The sequence below is a fragment of the Candidatus Pseudothioglobus singularis PS1 genome (assembly GCF_001281385.1).
Taxonomy (GTDB): domain Bacteria; phylum Pseudomonadota; class Gammaproteobacteria; order PS1; family Pseudothioglobaceae; genus Pseudothioglobus; species Pseudothioglobus singularis.
In genome coordinates this window covers 1,347,033-1,365,107 of the sequence record NZ_CP006911.1, presented here as the reverse complement: position 1 = coordinate 1,365,107, position 18,075 = coordinate 1,347,033, and the positions used below count along the sequence as shown (strand labels likewise).

Here is an 18,075-nt window from a genome sequence, read left to right as displayed (position 1 = left end):
AATCAAAGATAATTATATCTTAAAAAAATGATTCCTCAATAGTTTCAAAAATCCCAATTCACTTTTAATGCTCCTAAATATCATTTAATGGAAATATTGTTAAAAAATTCAATTTTAAATGCAAGAACTATACTTTTTATAATTAGAGGGGCAACTCTTGTATCTAAGTTTCTCCTAATTGTTTATATGGCACGAAAGCTTTCAGTGGTTGATTTAGGATTATATGGATTTATAACAGCTGCAATTTTTGCAACAGTTTATATTGCTGGATTAGAGCATGGAAGCATTACAGCAAGGCAAATAATAAATTGTAAAGATTTTTTATGTAAACAAAAAACAGTTTTTGGGTTAACAATTTTTACCTTAATTATGTTTTTTCTTATCTCACCTATATCTTATTTATTTATTACTTCGAAGGTGACTTTAAGCTTAGATATGGTAATCTTATTTTTTATTATTGTTTATGGTGAATCTTATTCTACGGAGCATAAAAAAATTCTTATTTCTCTAAATCAACCAGTTTATTCATCAGTAGTTGATTTCATTAAATCAGGAGTTTGGGCTTATTTAACAGTGATTTTTGTATCTCTAAATATTTTTAACTTGAGTATAAGAAATATACTTTTTATGTGGGCTTTATCTGTAATCATTGGGTGTTTTTTAGTATTTATTAAGTTAATTAAATATTATGGAATGTCAGTATTTGCAACATTACCTTCAATTAAGACTTATGGAAGACAGATCTACTTAACACTGCCTTTTTTTGTTACTGGAATTTCATTAATTGTGTTTGAACTATCTGGAAGATTCTCACTTCAAATCATTAATGCTCAAGTTGAAGCCGGTATTTATACTTTATACTCTGGTTTTATATTTGCTATTCCTCTATTTGTTTGGAGCTCATCTGTTGCTTTTGATCACTCTAAGATTCTCCAAGCTTATGAGAATGAAGAGGTTTCGAAGTCTGATAGCTTAATAAAAGTGATGCTTAAAAGATCATTACTTATATGTCTTTTTTTAGTTGCTTTTTTATATTTTTTCTTTGATTTGTTACTTATATTGATTGAAAAAATTGAATATATCAATTATATTAATGATTTCTATCTCTTTCTTTTGGTTCCTTTTTTTCATATAATTGATTCACATTTATATTACATGCTTTATACTAGAAAGAGAGATAAGGCTAATGCATTAAGTTCTTTGGCAGGAGTTGTCTTTTTGTTTATATTCCAATATTTAACTATAGATTTATATGGTATTACCTCTGTTATTTTTTCAATTATATTGGCACTAATCATATCAATAGTACTAAAGATTTTCTTTATTAAGAAAAATATGATTGCTGAGACCATCCCTCAATAATATTCTATGAAATTTCTTAAAAAATTTTCTACTCTTTGTAGTTCTATGGACATATTATCTCTAATCAGATTATCTGTTGATTTAATTTTTACAAAGATTTTCTATCCTAAAGCTCGAATTATTCGTAGGCCTGTATATATTAGAAACGAAGGCTCATTAATTTTAGGAAAAGACTTTTCATGTGGCCCTGGACTTATTATTGAATTATTTGGTGCAACTTCAAAAGTTGAAATTGGTAAGGGTGTTATGGCATTTCACAATTTACATATTGGTGCTTTAGATAGAGTGATTATTGGTGATAGAGTATTAATTGCTAGTGGGGTTTATATCTCAGATCACAGCCATGGTAATTATTCTGGAATTTCTCAATCCAGCCCAACCGAGCCTCCTGTTGAAAGAGAATTAGTTTCCAATCCGATAGAAATTGGAAATGATGTTTGGATTGGTGAAAATGTTTCTATATTGCCTGGTGTAAAGATTGGTAAAGGCTCTATAATTGGCGCAGGCGCAGTAGTAAATTGTGATGTACCTAATTATTGTATTGCTGCTGGAGTGCCTGCTAAATTATTAAAAAGATATAGTTTTGAAAAAAAACAATGGATTTTAATATCTGAAAATGAATATTAAATTTGGTAATTCTAGGATGTCTTTATTTAATCCTTTTTTAATATTTATATTGTCTCTATTATCATGTTTGTTTGTTTTAGTTACGGAAAGAGCATTAGGTATCGGTTTGAATTTTCACCCAGACGCAAATACTTACTTAACTCTTGGGAAAGATATAGCATTAGCTGATTTTAATTTCCGGTTTCTTTTTGGAAACTCCTTTTATGTTCTAGTTAGTTTGTTTGATAGCATAATATGGCAAGTGTTAGCTTTTAATATATTTCTATATTCACTAACCAATGTTCTATTGGCAACTTTTTTTGATAAGAATTTTAGTTCTAATAGCTTTTTAATTTGGTTTTTGATTTTATTAGTCATCTTTAATCCATATCGATTACATTTAGCAGTTCACGTATTGAAAGATACGATTATTATTTTTGGTTTAATAGGTTTTTTAACCCTTAGTAGAGTTTACTCATGGATCTTCATGATAATTTCTTATTCAGCATCTATACGAACATTGATCTATCTTGTTTCATTTATCAACAAAAAGACCTTTATTTTAGCTATCATGCCAGTGATAGTTTTTATTTTTATTCAGAAGGATGGTTTTTTGTATTCAATAATAAATATTGAAAATCAAGTTAATATGACATTTAGAGATTTTGATAAAGTGCCTAATTTTTTTGAATATGGAATATTAGGAGCTTTATTGAGAGCTATAATTTGGCCATTTTTATTTTTAACTGGTTTATTTATTTTCTTTAGTCCGTCTATTATGTACCTGCCAATTGCATTTGGCTCTTTTTGTCTCCAGTTTTGGCACATAATATGCTTTCGAAAGCTTGCTTTTTTATTTCCAATATATCTTAGTATGAGTGTTTTGGCGTATATGGTTTCTGGCTTTACAAGTTTTATAAGATATTCATTACCCTTGTTGACAATTCTTCCAGTAATGGTTTTATATAAAAACAACAAACAGCCCAAAGTATACTTAAATATGGACAATCAAAATGATAGGTAGAATCAAATATGCAATTTTAAGAAGAATTTTTAATTTATATGTTTCATCTTTTGATGGAAGTAAATATAAAAATGATCCTAATTATAATTTGGACTTAATTAATGATTGTTTTATGAATAGAAAAAGTCAAACGATTGATTTTAATATTTTTGAAAGAATATGTAGGTCATACAATATGGCTAAAGATGTTCAAGAGAGGGCCAATTCTGTTTATCAGGTTGGTAATGAGTGGGTTCCAATATATAAGAGATATATGGGCGACATCATGAGGGTATTAAATGAATGTGATTTTCAATCTATGGAGCTTATATATAATAACTTTATGCGTGAACCCTGTAGTGTTGGATTGCATGGAATTGGCGGATATGAAAGAATGACAAAAAATTACTTTTCTGGAAATATCAGTACGCCAAATGCCAGAATATACATAAAAGATGTGGTCAACAGATATAACATTTGGAATGCTGAATTGGGTAATTCTCATAACATAGATTCATTAAAAGGTCCATTACTTGGAAATACTTATGGCCATTTTGTTGACGGAATTTTTGTTGAGGGAGGCTCCTACTATAATCACTATTATGCAACTAAAATTAGTCAATTATTAAAAGATAAAAAACGCAGCTCTGTATTAGAATTAGGCGGTGGATTTGGAAATATGGCATATTATCTTATGCAAGAGTCCAATAATGTCACTTATTTTGATTTTGATTTGCCTGAAAATTTTGCTCTTACAGCTTTTTACTTACTAAGCTCTTTTCCAGATAAGAAGATTGCCCTTTATGGAGAAGTAGATCTAGAAAATGACAACCTTACTAACTATGATTTAATTTTAATGCCTAATTTTGAAATTGATAAAGTTCGCACTAACAGTATAGATTTAGTATTTAATTCATATAGTTTAGCTGAGATGCCTCCTAATACAATTAAAAACTACATTAATATTATCAATAGAATTTCTAATAATTATATATATCATCTGAATCATACGAAATATAGCACTATGTCTGCAGATGACTTTCCTATCAATCTAGATAAATTTGAACTTATGAATAGGACTGAAGCATTATGGAACAAAGCAATAAATTTTTCTATGGATGAATTTGAGTTCCTTTATAAGGCTAGAAATTGAATGTCTAATTTATGAGAAAAAAAATTTCTATTGTTGGTACAGTTGGTTTACCAGCAAAATATGGAGGTTGGGAGACGCTTGCAAATAATTTAGTTGATCATCTAAGTAGTAGATTTGATATAACAGTTTATTGCAGTAAAAAAAAATATCCAACAGAGATTGAAGAATTTAATGGAGCCAAGTTAAAGTATATTAATCTTAACGCTAATGGCATTCAAAGCATTCTATATGATATTGTTTCAATTTATAAATCCTTAAAATTTGCAGATACTATTATTGTTTTGGGCGTTTCAGGATGTATTTTTTTACCTTTAGTTAAATTTTATGGCAAAAGTCAACTAATTGTTAATATTGATGGATTGGAATGGAAGAGAGATAAGTGGGGAAAGTTTGCAAAATTGTTTTTAAAATTTTCTGAAAGAATTGCTGTTAAATTTGCAAATATTGTAGTTACTGACAATAAAGCTATCCAGAAATATGTTCTTGATCAATATAACGTAAATAGTGTATTTATTCCATATGGTGGAGATCATGCTAATAGTGAGGGTAAGGATGATTTTATAGCTATTTATGATTTTTTGAATTTCCCCTATGCTTTTTCAGTTTGTAGAATCGAACCTGAAAATAATATTGATATGATTCTTAAGACGTTTAAGTCTAATGACTCATATCCTTTAGTAATCGTAGGTAACTGGTCAAATAGTAATTATGGATTGAAACTTAAGCAACAATATAAAAATCAACATAATATATATTTAATAGATTCAATTTATGATCAAAAAAAACTTGATATCTTAAGAAGTAATTGTACTATTTATATCCATGGACACAGTGCAGGAGGAACTAACCCCTCTCTGGTTGAAGCGATGAATTTAGGCCTTCCTATAGTTGCTTATGATGTGGAGTATAATCAAAAAACAACCTTTAATATGGCTCTCTATTTTAAAGATACTCAAGAATTATTTGAAATAATAAGTGGATTAGATAAAATTGATCTTTCCAAAATTTCTTCGGATATGAAGTCTTTAGCTGAAAAACACTATACCTGGCTCAGTGTCTCAGAAAAATATGCTAAGATACTTTAATATAATTAAAATAATTTAGAATTTTTCTATTTTTTGTTATTTTGGTAAAATATTTATGAGTTAATGATTTCAAATAAATATGTCAATTTTTAAAAAAATAAATACACAAAATTCTTCTCCAGTTTTAGAAGAGCAAAACTCAGCTGAGCAATTTAAATGTGGAGTTAATTTTGAGTTTGGCTATGGTGTAATTGAGGATCTTGACAGTGCTATTTATTGGTATACAAAATCTGCTGAACAAGGAAATATCAAGGCTCAAGCTTATCTTGCTTGGATTTACTTCGAAGGTAAAGGGATTGCAAAGGATTATGAAAAATCAGTTTATTGGTATTCTAAAGCTGCTAAACAGGGAGATGAAAATGCTAAGTTTGAATTATTACAGATAAGCAATTTATTTAAAAAATAGACTAAAATGATTCATTATTTATTTTTTTTAAAAAATTGAATTATTTGTCTGACAAAAATATAGTCATTACCGGCTCTTCAGGCTTTATTGGTAAAAGACTCGTAAATGCCATAGGTTGTTTATCAAATAACCTAACATTATTATCCAGAACAATTGAACCAAAAATTTCTCATCATCAAATCGAATGTGATATTGTAAATGATGATTTGAGTTTAGATTATTTTTGCAATGTAGATATAGTTTTTCATTTGGCTGGCTGTGCCCATGATATAAGTAATAAAAAAAGTGCAAATTACTATTATAAGGTTAATGTTGAAGCCACTATAAAGCTTGCTGAGCTTGCAATAAAAAATAATGTAAAAAAATTTGTCTATATTAGCTCTGTTAAAGCCGGGCTAAATAATATAAACAATAGCTCTTTTTCTAAAATCGATGATGATATTAATGATATTTATGGACTAAGTAAACTAGAAGCTGAAATGAAGCTTTTGGAAATTGATAAGAAATCCACTATGAGTATTATTATTGTTAGACCAGCTTTAGTTTATGGGCCTGAAGTAAAAGGCAATCTTGGGTTGATGTTATCTGGTATCAAGCATGGCTGGTTCCCGCCATTGCCTAAAATTAAAAACTCCCGATCTATGGTGCACATCGATGATTTAATTGGTGCTTTAATTTTTCTTGTGAATGAAAAAAGTGCTAATGGAAATACATATATTATTACTGATGGATTTCAGTATACTTCTAGAGAAATTTATGAAATTTTGTCCCAAGTAACTAGTAAAAAGCCCTACAGTTGGAGTGTTCCTAAATTATTATTTGATTTAGTAGGATATTTGCATCCAAATATTAGATCTAAAGTTAATAAAATTTTTGATAACGAAATGTATAATTCAGATAAAATTAGGTCGCTGGGATTCAAGCCAAATAAATCTTTAAAGGATATCAATGAAACGATTTATTGATTTATCTCTTGCAATATTAATTGCACTTCTCTTTCTAATTCCAATGATATTGATAGCATTACTTATAAGACTTACTTCCTCAGGTCAGGCTATATATTGGTCAAAAAGAGTAGGCTATAATAATAATATATTTAATATGCCAAAGTTTCGAACTATGAGAATCAATTCACCAGTAGTTGCTACCCACCTTATAAAAAATATTGATGAGTATTATTCTCCAATTGGCAGCTTTTTGCGTCGCACTAGCTTAGATGAGCTTCCTCAAATTTTTTCAGTATTAAAGGGTGATATGAGTATAGTAGGACCGAGGCCAGCTTTATTTAACCAAGATGATTTAATACAGTTACGCAAAGAAAAAGGGATTATGAAATTATTGCCAGGAATCACAGGATGGGCTCAAGTTAATGGCCGTGACGATTTAAGTATTCCTGAAAAGGTTTACTACGATAAAGAGTATTTGGATAAAAAATCGTTCAAATTCGACTTGAAGATTATATTTTTAACTATTTTTAAAGTCATTAAAAGTTCTAATATATCGCATTAATAGCTTGTTATTTAAGTTCTTTAAAATCAAATTGACTTTATTTATAAGGTACTAATGTATGTTAAATTTACTTAATAAATTATTGTCAATTTCTCGTTTTTATAAACAAATAATAATTATATTTTGTGATATATTTTTACTTATTTTTTCAATTTTAGCTTCCTTTTCAATACGATTGGGTTATTTATATTGGCCTCAAAATGATTTAATTATGGTAGTTTTTGGGGCCCCTCTTTTTGCCATTCCAATATTTATTAGTTTCGGACTCTATAGAGATATTATCCGTTTTATTGGACTTCAGGCTCTATGGAAGGTTAGTAAAGCGGTTTTTTTGTACTCCTTATTATGGAGTCTTATTTGTTTTATATATATTACTTCCAGTCAATTTGCAAACGTTCAAGGAATACCTCGTTCAGTTATTGTTCTTAATATATTGCTGTCATTATTAATGGTTGCTGGATTTCGTGTTTTTGGTCGTTGGATCTTAACAAAGTGTTTGAATTTACTAACTTCATTTATTTCCAAAAATGTAATTATATATGGTGCTGGTGAAGCTGGAAGACAGCTTTCTCATTCACTAGTTGAAACTAATGAGTTCAATTTAGTTGGTTTTTTAGACGATGATGTTAGTATTCAAAAAAATTCAATAAATGGAAAAAATATATATTCTCGACTAGAATTTTCAGAATTAATTCATAATTTGAATATTACTGAGGTTTTTTTGGCACTCCCCTCATTGTCAATAAATATTAGAAGAGAAATAATTGATTTTCTGGAACCTTTTTCAGTTCATGTTCGATCTTTGCCTAGTATGTTGGATTTAGTTAGAGGTAATATTAGAATTTCAGATTTAAATGAAATTGGTATTGATGATCTATTGGGACGAGATAAAGTGATTGCTAATAATGAACTTTTGAATCTTAATATTTTAAACAAAGTAGTATTAGTAACTGGTGCAGGGGGTTCAATAGGCTCAGAATTATGTCGACAAATAATTTTGCTTAAACCTAAAACATTAATTCTTTATGAGTTAAGTGAATTCGCTCTTTATCAAATTGATAAAGAGCTAAATAATGGCAATTTTGGAAAAGTAGTGATATTTCCAATATTGGGCTCAGTGAATAATCAAAAAAGATTGTCACAAGTATTTACAAAATTTAATGTTGATACAATCTATCATGCAGCTGCCTACAAACATGTTCCAATTGTAGAATTTAATAATACAGAAGGCATAACTAATAATATTCTTGGTACTTATAATTGTGCTCTTGCTGCAATTGAATCTAGTGTTGAAACTTTTGTCCTTATTTCAACTGATAAAGCTGTTCGTCCTACAAATACTATGGGTGCAACTAAAAGATTTGCTGAGTTAATTCTTCAATCTCTAGCTGATCATCAGGATAATTTAAATCTCAATTTCAATCAGAAAATATCTAATCATACTCAATTAAGTTCTAAGACTCGTTTTATGATGGTTAGATTTGGTAATGTTTTAGGATCAAGTGGATCAGTCATTCCTCTATTTATGGAACAAATTAAGTCAGGTGGACCTGTTACAGTAACTCATGGAGAAATGCAAAGATATTTTATGACTATTTCTGAAGCGGTTCAGCTAGTTATTCAGGCAGGGTCTATGGGTATAGGTGGCGATGTTTTTGTTTTAGACATGGGTAAACCTATGTCTATTTTAGCTCTTGCTAAGAAAATGATACGTCTAAGTGGATTAGAAGTTAAGAGTCAAGACAATCCAAATGGAGATATTGAAATCATTTTTAGTGGCTTAAGGCCGGGTGAAAAGTTATATGAAGAGTTGCTGATAGGAAAGAACGTATCTAATACTGAAAACCCAATGATTATGCGGGCTAAGGAAAAAATGCTTCCTTTGATTGAGTTGGAGGCAATTATTAACGAGCTTAAAGTCGCAATTAACAATAATGAAATAGATACTATGAGAAAATTATTAATCAAAGCAGTTCCTGAGTTTAAGCCTCAAACTGATATAAAGGATATACTATTCAAAGATTGCGATTCAAAATAGATTTTAGTGTAAATTTTTAAGCTTTGGCTATCCAGAAATAAAAGTACATTTTGATCATTATTTAATAATTCCTTTCTTTAAAGCTAAATAGTTTGTGGCATTTACAAAGCCTTCAATACTTCCACAGTCAAACCGTTTACTTTGATGTTTGTAAGCTAGGACTTTTCCATTTTTTGCTTGTTTTATTAACGCATCAGTAATTTGAATTTCACCACTTTTGCCTGGCTTTGTAGTTTTAAGAATTTCAAAAATGTCTGGTGTTAATATGTAGCGCCCAATTATAGCTAAATTGCTAGGCGATTGATTTTTAGCTGGCTTTTCAATTAATGAATCAACTTGAAAAGTATTATCAGAATTATTTAACAATTTTCCAGAAATAATTCCATATTTGTGCGTTTGATCATCGGGAACTTCTTCAATTGCAATAACTGAGCAATGGTATTTATTAAAAATAGTTATCATTTCAAATAAAATGTTTTCTCCATTTTCATTTATACATAAATCATCTGCAAGATTTACTGCAAATGGTTCATTTCCAATGAGTGGCTGGCCAGAAAGAATAGCATGACCTAACCCAAGCATTTCTTTCTGGCGAACATATGTGAAAGTAGCAGCATCAGTAATGTCATTTATTTTTTTGATGTAATCTTTCTTTGAATTTTCAATAAGCTGATATTCAAGCTCAAAAGCTTTATCAAAATGGTCCTCAATTGATCTTTTGCCTCTTCCTGTAACAATCGCCATATTAGAAATTCCTGCAGATAAAGCCTCTTCAACTCCATACTGTAAAAGAGGTTTAGTTAGTATTGGAAGCATTTCTTTTGGAACTGCTTTAGTGGCAGGCAAAAAACGAGTTCCATATCCTGCAGCAGGGAAAAGACATTTATTAATAATCATAAATATTGCAATTAATTTAAAATTGAAAGAAGTATTTTTGGTAACAACTAACTCTTTGTTAATTGAAGCTTTTGCTATTTTAGTATAATCACTTAAAAAGATTTATTAATAAATTTTATAGTTGAAATGTGCAAAAAAAACATATTTTTATAAAACAAACAATGAAAATTCAAAGTTTCTTTAAATTATTAAGAATAAATCATTATATAAAGAATTTCTTTATATTTATGCCTTTATTTTTTTCAGGAGAAATGATTAATGCGTATTTATTTTTAAATACTTTCTTAGCTTTCTTAGCTTTCTCTTTTGCAGCTAGTGCTGTGTATATATTTAATGACTTTCTGGATTTAAAAGATGATCTTATTCATCCTAGAAAGAGATTTCGTCCTATTGCATCGGGTGAAATTGATAAAAAAAATGCAATATTGATTATGCTAGTTTTAGCCTCATTTGGGGTTTTTATATCCACAAATATTATTTTTCATGCTTTAATAGTGATCATTATTTATTTTATTATAAATATTGCTTATTCTGTTTATCTAAAGAATGTAGTTATTTTGGATGTTAATGTTATTGCATTTGGATTTGTTTTAAGGATTTGGCTTGGGGCTATAGTAACTGATGTCAATCTTTCTATTTGGATAGTAATTTTGACATATCTTTTAGCTCTGTTTCTAGCACTTGCAAAACGAAGAGATGACGTGCTAATTTTTTTGAATTCTGGTCTAAAAATGAGAAAAGTTATTGATGCTTATAATATCAAATTTATTAATATTACCATGATAATTTTAGCTGCAGTGATTGTTATGACGTATATATTATTTACTTTATCAAATGAAGTTCAATTAAGAATTCAAAATGAACATTTATATTTAACAGTTTTATTTGTATTACTTGGACTTATAAAATATCTTCAACTTGCTTTTTTTGATGAAAATACTGCTTCCCCAGTATCAATTATTTTGAATGATAGGTTTATTCAACTAATGGTTTTCTTATGGGTTTTATCGTATTCATTTATACTCTATTTATGATACTTTTTAAATATTCAATATTTGCTATTATTGCAACATCTCTTAATCTTTTGTTTCAATTCTTTACCTTAGTAATCTATGATGGACTATGGAGTTTTTACTTTGCAATGATTATTGGAACAATTGTAGGACTCATTTGCAAGTATTTTTTTGATAAAAATTATATCTTTAATTTTAAAAATGAAGTTAGCACTAGTGAATTTAAAATCTTTTTTTTATACTCTTTAACTGGTGTTATTACTACAGCTATTTTTTGGGGTTTTGAAATTAGTTTCCACAGAATATTTGAATTTAAATCTGCGAAATATATTGGGGCAATAATTGGTCTTGGAATTGGCTATGTATTTAAATTTTTTCTTGATAGAAAATTTTTTTAAGGTGTGCATAATATGAGTATTTCGAGTTGGGGTAATTATCCTAAAATTAAAAGCCAAACTTTTAAGCTTAACAATATAGATAAGCTTTCAGAATTGGTGAATTTTCACGATAACTTAATTACTCATGGAAATGGCCGTAGCTATGGAGATAGTGCCTTAGGCGAAAAACTAATACTTTCAAGGTCCTTTAACTATTTTTTAAATTTTGACAAATCTTCAGGATTACTTAAATTGCAATCGGGTGTTATATTGTCAGATATACTTGAAATTTTTGTCCCAAAAGGTTGGTTTCTTTTAGTAACACCAGGTACAAAATTTGTTACTGTAGGGGGAGCTATTGCTAGTGATGTCCATGGAAAAAACCATCATCTAAGAGGTACATTTAGTGAATGTATAAAATCAATAACATTAATGCTACCCTCAGGCAAAGTTGTCAGGTGTTCTAGAGAAGAAAATTCAGAATTATTTAAAGCAACCTGTGGTGGAATGGGACTTACTGGAGTCATAATAGACGTTGAGTTATATTTAAAAAGAATAGAATCAAAAAATATTAGTCAAACAACAATTAAGTCAAATAATTTAAAAGAAACATTTGAGGTTTTTGAAAAGTATTCAAAATATGAATACATAGTTGCATGGATAGATTGTCTGGAAAAAGAAAAAAAAATTGGTAAGTGTTTAATTAATGTAGGCCACTTTTTAAGTGATGGTGATCTTGAATATGAAAACTTAAAAACTATTAAATTAAGTTTAAAATTACCTTCACTTATAATAAATAGGATTACTTTAAAGTTTTTTAATTTTTTATATTTTTTTAAAGTAAGAAAAAAAATATCTAATAAGATTTTGAGTTTAAATAGTTTTTTTTATCCTCTTGATTCAATTCTTAACTGGAATAAAATCTATGGTAATAGTGGTTTTATTCAATATCAATTTGTATTACCAAAAAATAAGAGTTATTTGGGGCTAAAAGAGATACTTGATAAAATTTCGAGCTCCTCATGCACTCCTACTTTGGCAGTTTTAAAACTATTCGGCCCTAAAAATGAGAACTTTTTATCATTTCCTATAAGGGGTTATACACTTGCAGTAGATTTTAAAATTAATAAAAGTTTATTTGATTTATTGGACTCTTTGGATAGCATTGTAGTAAAAAATAATGGACGTATTTACTTGGCTAAAGATGCAAGAGTATCCAAAAAAGTTTTTGAAGTTGGATATCCACAAATTGATAAATTTAGAGAAATAAGAAAAAAATATAATCTTGAAAAAAAATTTAATTCCTTGCAATCTAAGAGACTAGAGATTTAATATGAGTTATATCTTAATTATTGGTGCAAAAAGTGATGTAGGTATGGCGCTTGCCAGAAAGTACACTGATCATGGCTATAATTTATACTTGGCAGCCAGAAACTCAACTGATTTAACAGAATTTGCAAATGATCTACAGATAAGAAGCTCAAGAGCGATTAGTTGTGTAGAGCTTGATATCTTGGATTATCGATCTCATAAGGCTTTTTTTGATAATTTAAAAATAAAACCAATTGGTGTCATTGTAGTTTCAGGATATCTTGGAGTACAAAAATACTCTGAGTCTAATTTCAGTGATGTAGAAAAAATAATTGATACAAATTTTACTGGTGCTGTAAGTTTGTTAAATATTGTAGCAAATAATTTTGAGCTTCAAAAGAGTGGCTTCATTGTTGGAGTGAGTTCTGTAGCTGGTGAAAGGGGACGTCAGAGTAATTATTTATATGGGTCCTCTAAGGCAGCGCTTTCTATTTATCTATCCGGACTAAGAAATAGGTTGCATGCTTCAAATATTAGCGTGCTTACTGTTAAACCTGGATTTATAAAAACAAAAATGACAAAAGGGATGGACTTACCACAATTTCTTACTTTAAGTCCAACTGAAGTAGCTGATAAGATATTTATAGCTCAGCAGAAAAAGAAAAATGTTGTTTATTTAAAATGGATTTGGAGATGGATAATGTTTGTGATAAAAATTATTCCAGAAGCAATTTTTAAAAGAACATCTTTATAATGTTTTTTAAAGACAGGCCAGTATTTTTATTTTTTTTAGCTTATATTATTGGTTTAATTGTAAGTTTAATATGGCTTTCTTTTGGAGAGGCTTGGCAAGTTTTTGGGGATGCTGTTCATTATGTGTCTATATATAATGGTGGATTAGCTCCAGCGCCCTGGGGCTTTAGGGTTATGACCCCCTTAATAGCCAAAATTTTTCCATGGGATCTAAAAACTAACTTTGCTATTATTACTATAAACAGTTTAGCCTTTACAACTGGTATTCTTGCCCTTTATGGAAGAAAAATTGGCTTTAATTTAAAAGAAATTTCAATTTTTATCTTATTTTGGGTTATTTCATATCCTTTTGCATATTACAGTTCGGCACTTATTCGAGCTGACGCACCGATGCTTTTAATTTTGGCATTAATCTTCATGTGGTCAAAATATAAAGCTTCATCAATTCTTTTATTACTAACAATCTCAATAGGAACTTTTTTTCATGAGATGATTCTTATTGTAATTCCAGCACTGTGGTTGGATAAAATTTTCTCTGGTAAGCTTACTGGAGGTAGACAATACTCTACATTTGAGTTATTGAGTGTCACAATTGTACCTTTAGTAATTATGATATTTACAAGAAGCTATTTCGTGAATGTCTTTATTATTGCTGAAGAAGATTTATTAACAAGCTCAGTATTGGAATATACAGGAGGCGGTTTAAAACACATTCTTAGAATCTATGCCACGTTTGGCCCTGCATTTTTATTTTTTATATTCTTTATTATTACTACCCGAAAGACTTCTATATTAATTCCAGCTGCTGGTTTGTTATTTATAACTGCTTTTGCCACCTTGCTCGCTGCCGATACTCTAAGAGTAATGTCGATACTATTTGTACCGATATTACTTTATGCTTCAAAATATTTGGTTACATGTATGAATCATAAGCACAATGACCTTAAAATTTCTTTTATGCTTCTTCTTCAAGTTCTATATTCATACACCGTTTTTGGGCATCTAAGGACCTTTGAAGCATCGATGACAATGAATATTGCAGCTGCAATTATTTCTATTTTTACATTGTTAATTTGCTTATTGACTTATAAAAAAAATAATATTAGAGATTTTTTACGATCTTAATAAATTAACTAACTTAAAATTTCTTTATCGCAATTTTGGAAATATTAAAGATAATTATTTAAGTAAGTTATTTTTTTATTAATCATTGAACAAATGTCTTTCAAACTTTGGTCGATAGGAATTTTGATACAATCTTTTGGTTTCTCTAAGTCTAAAAACTGATTACTAAGCATCTCTTTTGAAAAAAAATGATCTTTTCTCTTAGATAGCCTCTCAAAAATTAAGTCATAACTTCCATCAAGAAAAATAAATGTAATTTCATTATCAATAGATAATAATTTACGATAACTTTGTTTTAAAGCAGAGCATGCTAATACTGAGTCGCCTTTTTCATTCCACTCTTTTATTTTTGAAGAAAGTAAATTTAACCATGGCATCCTATCTAAGTCATTAAGAGACTGACCTTGTTTCATTTTTTCTATATTTAGATAATTGTGAAAGTCATCTGCATCATAAAAAGGAATTGAGCGAGTTTTTGCCAAATTTACTCCTACTGAAGATTTTCCACTTCCAGAAACTCCCATAATTAGATACAGCATAATTGCAATCCAACAAACTCATCAATCAAAAAGAATACACTAAACGACAACAGATCATTTACGTTCTTATTTAACATCTTCATGAGAAAGAAGGGTGGGGTTACAGAAAGATATCAAATTGGTTGAATAAGAGTTCCATATTGACCCATACAGGAAAGAAATGGTTCTCTTCATCAGTTATCTTAGTCTTAAAGAGAAAACATGAAAGAGACCTAATGAATGAACAGATAAGAAATCAACATTTCCCTAGTAAGGTTTCTAAGTTTGAGGTGAATTACTATATTTTTGATTAAATAGAAAGTACAATAGTTTTAAAAGATAAATTAAAAGTATTTTTAACAAATTTTTTTTATGAGATGAAAAGTAGATTATTTAAAACAATCTCAACTATTTTATTAATTTTATGCACTCAAAATGTATTCGCATCTACCTGGGGATCTGGTGATGTAAATCTTTTGAAATTGTCAATTAAATGTAGCAGTAATGCGAATGGAGACAAACCTTGGAATAGCAGCATAACTGCTGTGGCAACTGAGTTTACAATTCAGGGTAATCGTTTTTGGTCAGGATCAGGCAAACACGCAGGTGATACAGGACAGCATATTTTTACAGGGTATAAAACAGATCAATCTCTCACTATTACTGCTATTGGTAAATGGTTATTAAAGTCGAATACGTGGGATATGTATTTTGTCTCTCGTGGAAATAAAACTATGCATCAGCATTTAATAGATGGAATTCCAGGATTTGAAGGAAGTGGTAAAAATAGAAGAGATTGTGAAATTAAATTATTAAATTCTATTCCGGTTGCTTCAGCACTTAATATTGAGTTCAAAAATAAACAAATTTCAAATTTAAAAAATCAAGTTTCTAAATTACAAAATGGAGAACTCAATATTCAGGCAGAAACCATGAAATTGTCCCGACAATACGACAGGAAAATTGCTAATTTAAAAAAAGAAATTTCTGATTCTAAAAATAATTTAGAGTTTGAAACAAAATTTAATGAAATTAATAAAGAATATGAAGACATAAAGAATGAACTTGCTATTGTTCAACAAGAAAAATCTAGTTTAGAAAGTAAAAATCTAAATCTTGATGGGATTGTAATAAAACTTGAAACTAATTATCAGGATTTAGAGAAAAAACATGAAAAAGTTCAACAAGAAAAATCTAGTTTAGAGAGTAAAAATAAAGATCTTAATCAAGAGTTAAATATTTTTAAGAAAAAAGAAGCAATTGAGATTAAAAGAAAAGAGGATGAAGAAAAAGAAAAACTTCTTTTAATTAAACAAAATAAGGAAAGAGTCAAAGAAGAGGATAGAAAAAGAGAGGAACGTAAAATTAATAATCTGAAATATGAATTAATTTCATCAGAAATAGTTGTTGCTCAAAATTTTATTCGAGATTTGGAGGAATTTGTAAAATCTAATCCAAGTGAATTTGACATAATTGAAATTGCAGAATTGTTAATTGAAAGTAAGAATATTCTAAATGGAGATTGGAATGAAGTTTTACAAACTAGTTTTTTAGAACTCAAAAACTACTCAAAAAAATCTAATAACTTTAATCAATATAAGATTAAAAAAGAAGAAGAAAGATATATCACTGCAATGTCACAATTAAATTCTGAATATGCATTACTTCTCTCTAACCAGAAAGAACTTGAAAGTAAACTTAATGAGAATTTAACTTCAGATTTTGCTCCTCTTATCATTGAAAAAGTAAAGATTATAAGAAGTGTGTTAAATAATTACACATTAAAACTCCTTCAAAGTACGAACTTTGAAATTGATATCTTTAAGCAAAACTTGTCAAAGCAAATTGAAGAAAAACGAATTGAAGAGGAAAATAAAGTTATTGAAATTAGAAAAAGTAAAACAAACTTGCTCAAATTAGAGCAACTCCTTGTGGAAAATTTAACAAATGATTATTCTCAACTAATAATAGAAAATATAAATAAGATCAATAAATTAAATTATGATGCTTTGAACTCTCAGGACATTTTGACTTCGAACTTGAGTATTCAAAATTTTATTTACGAGTTAGAAAATGGAACTTTATTGCAAAATCTAGAATCTAATAATTCCCTAGAGAGTGATCAATCAAGTAGTAAATCATACAAAGGAGGAAGTAATTTATTTTCAGAATTTTTGAATTCATTTAATTTATCACTGAGCAGCAATATGCTTGAATTAACTTGTGAGGATGTTGTTAATCAAGTTAAAAACCAAAAATTACAAACTATGTTTGGTGGAGAGATTGAAATGATTTATTTTGATAAAGTCTCATTGGTAAATCAAACTAAAGATGAGATCCTATGTAAATCTTATATCACCACAAGTAACGCAGTTGATGCCTGGTATAACATCAGGTTATTTAAAAAAGACGAGAATGTTTTTTATGAGGTGAAGGCAAGATTGGATTCTGAAAATCAGGATATTACAAAGATTGATAACTCTAAAGAGAGTTCAGAGTCAAGTTCATCAAGACGGACTCAGAAAAAGGAAAGTCAAAACACTTTAGTTTTGGGTAACGATGCTTCAACAATACCAACAGAAAATACTGAAGTCATTAGTCAAATAGAGACTTTTTATGTTGATTCTTGTAATCAAGATTTAGAAATTTTGGAAGATAACATAGAGATTTCTACGGCAATGTGCAAATGTATATTTAATTCTATTATGAATGCTGGTCTTACAAAAGAAGAATTATTTGGCACTAATGGTATGTATGAAGTTTACCAGGCAAGAGCAAAAGGAACCAATGAAGGTTTTACAGACATAGAATCAAAGATAGTTGATATTCAGATGGATTCAGTAGGTAATTGCATGCTTGAAACCAATTACTTTAATTACCTTTATGACTTGCCAATTAAAGAATAGTTAAGTTTGCTTT

At 28.8% G+C, this 18,075-nt stretch carries 17 protein-coding genes and 1 pseudogene; 16 read left to right on the top strand and 2 right to left on the bottom strand.

Annotation, left to right across the window (positions count from 1 at the left end; genetic code table 11):
* Positions 1 to 96: 96 nt before the first annotated feature.
* The 9 genes from W908_RS06910 to W908_RS06870 all read left to right on the top strand — a co-directional run bounded on the left by W908_RS06910 (position 97) and on the right by W908_RS06870 (position 9,162).
* On the top strand, positions 97 to 1,362 hold the full coding sequence (locus W908_RS06910) for an MATE family efflux transporter (protein ID WP_144417911.1): 1,266 nt from the start codon (positions 97 to 99) through the stop codon (positions 1,360 to 1,362).
* 45 nt (positions 1,363 to 1,407) lie between these two features.
* Positions 1,408 to 1,989 carry a DapH/DapD/GlmU-related protein gene (locus W908_RS06905; RefSeq protein WP_053820801.1) on the top strand — a complete coding sequence of 194 codons (582 nt, stop codon included), beginning with the start codon at positions 1,408 to 1,410 and terminating at the stop codon, positions 1,987 to 1,989.
* Positions 1,979 to 2,992, top strand: a complete 1,014-nt coding sequence (locus W908_RS06900; RefSeq protein WP_053820498.1) for a hypothetical protein — start codon at positions 1,979 to 1,981, stop codon at positions 2,990 to 2,992. Before W908_RS06905 ends, W908_RS06900 begins: the two co-directional genes overlap by 11 nt.
* A complete protein-coding gene (locus W908_RS06895) occupies positions 2,982 to 4,124 on the top strand; it encodes a putative sugar O-methyltransferase (protein WP_053820497.1) in 1,143 nt (380 codons plus the stop codon). Before W908_RS06900 ends, W908_RS06895 begins: the two co-directional genes overlap by 11 nt.
* Before the next feature lie 11 nt (positions 4,125 to 4,135).
* Complete coding sequence (locus W908_RS06890) at positions 4,136 to 5,209, top strand: DUF1972 domain-containing protein (protein ID WP_053820496.1); 1,074 nt, start codon at positions 4,136 to 4,138, stop codon at positions 5,207 to 5,209.
* 79 nt (positions 5,210 to 5,288) lie between these two features.
* Positions 5,289 to 5,615, top strand: coding sequence for a tetratricopeptide repeat protein (locus tag W908_RS06885; RefSeq protein WP_053820495.1), 327 nt, complete (start codon positions 5,289 to 5,291; stop codon positions 5,613 to 5,615).
* Between the two features lie 44 nt (positions 5,616 to 5,659).
* Entirely contained in the window at positions 5,660 to 6,580 is a 921-nt protein-coding gene (locus W908_RS06880; RefSeq protein ID WP_053820494.1) for an NAD-dependent epimerase/dehydratase family protein, read from the top strand.
* On the top strand, positions 6,564 to 7,124 hold the full coding sequence (locus W908_RS06875) for a sugar transferase (RefSeq protein WP_053820493.1): 561 nt from the start codon (positions 6,564 to 6,566) through the stop codon (positions 7,122 to 7,124). The genes W908_RS06880 and W908_RS06875 overlap by 17 nt, the downstream gene beginning before the upstream one ends.
* A gap of 211 nt (positions 7,125 to 7,335) precedes the next feature.
* Complete coding sequence (locus W908_RS06870; RefSeq protein WP_335334130.1) at positions 7,336 to 9,162, top strand: polysaccharide biosynthesis protein; 1,827 nt, start codon at positions 7,336 to 7,338, stop codon at positions 9,160 to 9,162.
* A 57-nt stretch (positions 9,163 to 9,219) separates the two neighbouring features.
* Here W908_RS06870 and galU read toward each other — a convergent pair whose 3' ends face one another.
* On the bottom strand, positions 9,220 to 10,056 hold the full coding sequence (gene galU / locus W908_RS06865) for a UTP--glucose-1-phosphate uridylyltransferase GalU (protein ID WP_053820800.1): 837 nt from the start codon (positions 10,054 to 10,056) through the stop codon (positions 9,220 to 9,222).
* A gap of 164 nt (positions 10,057 to 10,220) precedes the next feature.
* Between galU and W908_RS06860 the strand changes: the two genes are divergently transcribed.
* From W908_RS06860 to W908_RS06840, 5 genes are read left to right on the top strand one after another with little or no spacing between them, the layout of a single operon-like run.
* Positions 10,221 to 11,093 carry a UbiA prenyltransferase family protein gene (locus tag W908_RS06860; RefSeq protein ID WP_236849140.1) on the top strand — a complete coding sequence of 291 codons (873 nt, stop codon included), beginning with the start codon at positions 10,221 to 10,223 and terminating at the stop codon, positions 11,091 to 11,093.
* Positions 11,057 to 11,470: a GtrA family protein gene (locus tag W908_RS06855; RefSeq protein WP_335334129.1), complete on the top strand. Its 414-nt coding sequence runs from the start codon at positions 11,057 to 11,059 to the stop codon at positions 11,468 to 11,470. Before W908_RS06860 ends, W908_RS06855 begins: the two co-directional genes overlap by 37 nt.
* Positions 11,471 to 11,482: 12 nt before the next feature.
* Positions 11,483 to 12,781 (top strand): FAD-binding oxidoreductase, encoded by a 1,299-nt coding sequence (locus tag W908_RS06850; protein WP_053820489.1) that lies wholly within the window; start codon positions 11,483 to 11,485, stop codon positions 12,779 to 12,781.
* 1 nt (position 12,782) lies between these two features.
* On the top strand, positions 12,783 to 13,514 hold the full coding sequence (locus W908_RS06845; protein ID WP_053820488.1) for an SDR family oxidoreductase: 732 nt from the start codon (positions 12,783 to 12,785) through the stop codon (positions 13,512 to 13,514).
* Positions 13,514 to 14,638: an EpsG family protein gene (locus tag W908_RS06840; RefSeq protein ID WP_053820487.1), complete on the top strand. Its 1,125-nt coding sequence runs from the start codon at positions 13,514 to 13,516 to the stop codon at positions 14,636 to 14,638. The genes W908_RS06845 and W908_RS06840 overlap by 1 nt, the downstream gene beginning before the upstream one ends.
* A gap of 44 nt (positions 14,639 to 14,682) precedes the next feature.
* On the opposite strand, the gene W908_RS06835 is transcribed toward W908_RS06840, so the two are convergent.
* Entirely contained in the window at positions 14,683 to 15,177 is a 495-nt protein-coding gene (locus tag W908_RS06835; RefSeq protein WP_082345027.1) for a gluconokinase, read from the bottom strand.
* A gap of 101 nt (positions 15,178 to 15,278) precedes the next feature.
* Between W908_RS06835 and W908_RS08925 the strand changes: the two are divergent.
* Positions 15,279 to 15,470 (top strand): annotated as a pseudogene (locus tag W908_RS08925) (recombinase family protein); the annotation flags it as partial.
* 63 nt (positions 15,471 to 15,533) lie between these two features.
* On the top strand, positions 15,534 to 18,062 hold the full coding sequence (locus W908_RS06830; protein ID WP_053820485.1) for a hypothetical protein: 2,529 nt from the start codon (positions 15,534 to 15,536) through the stop codon (positions 18,060 to 18,062).
* Positions 18,063 to 18,075: the final 13 nt, after the last annotated feature.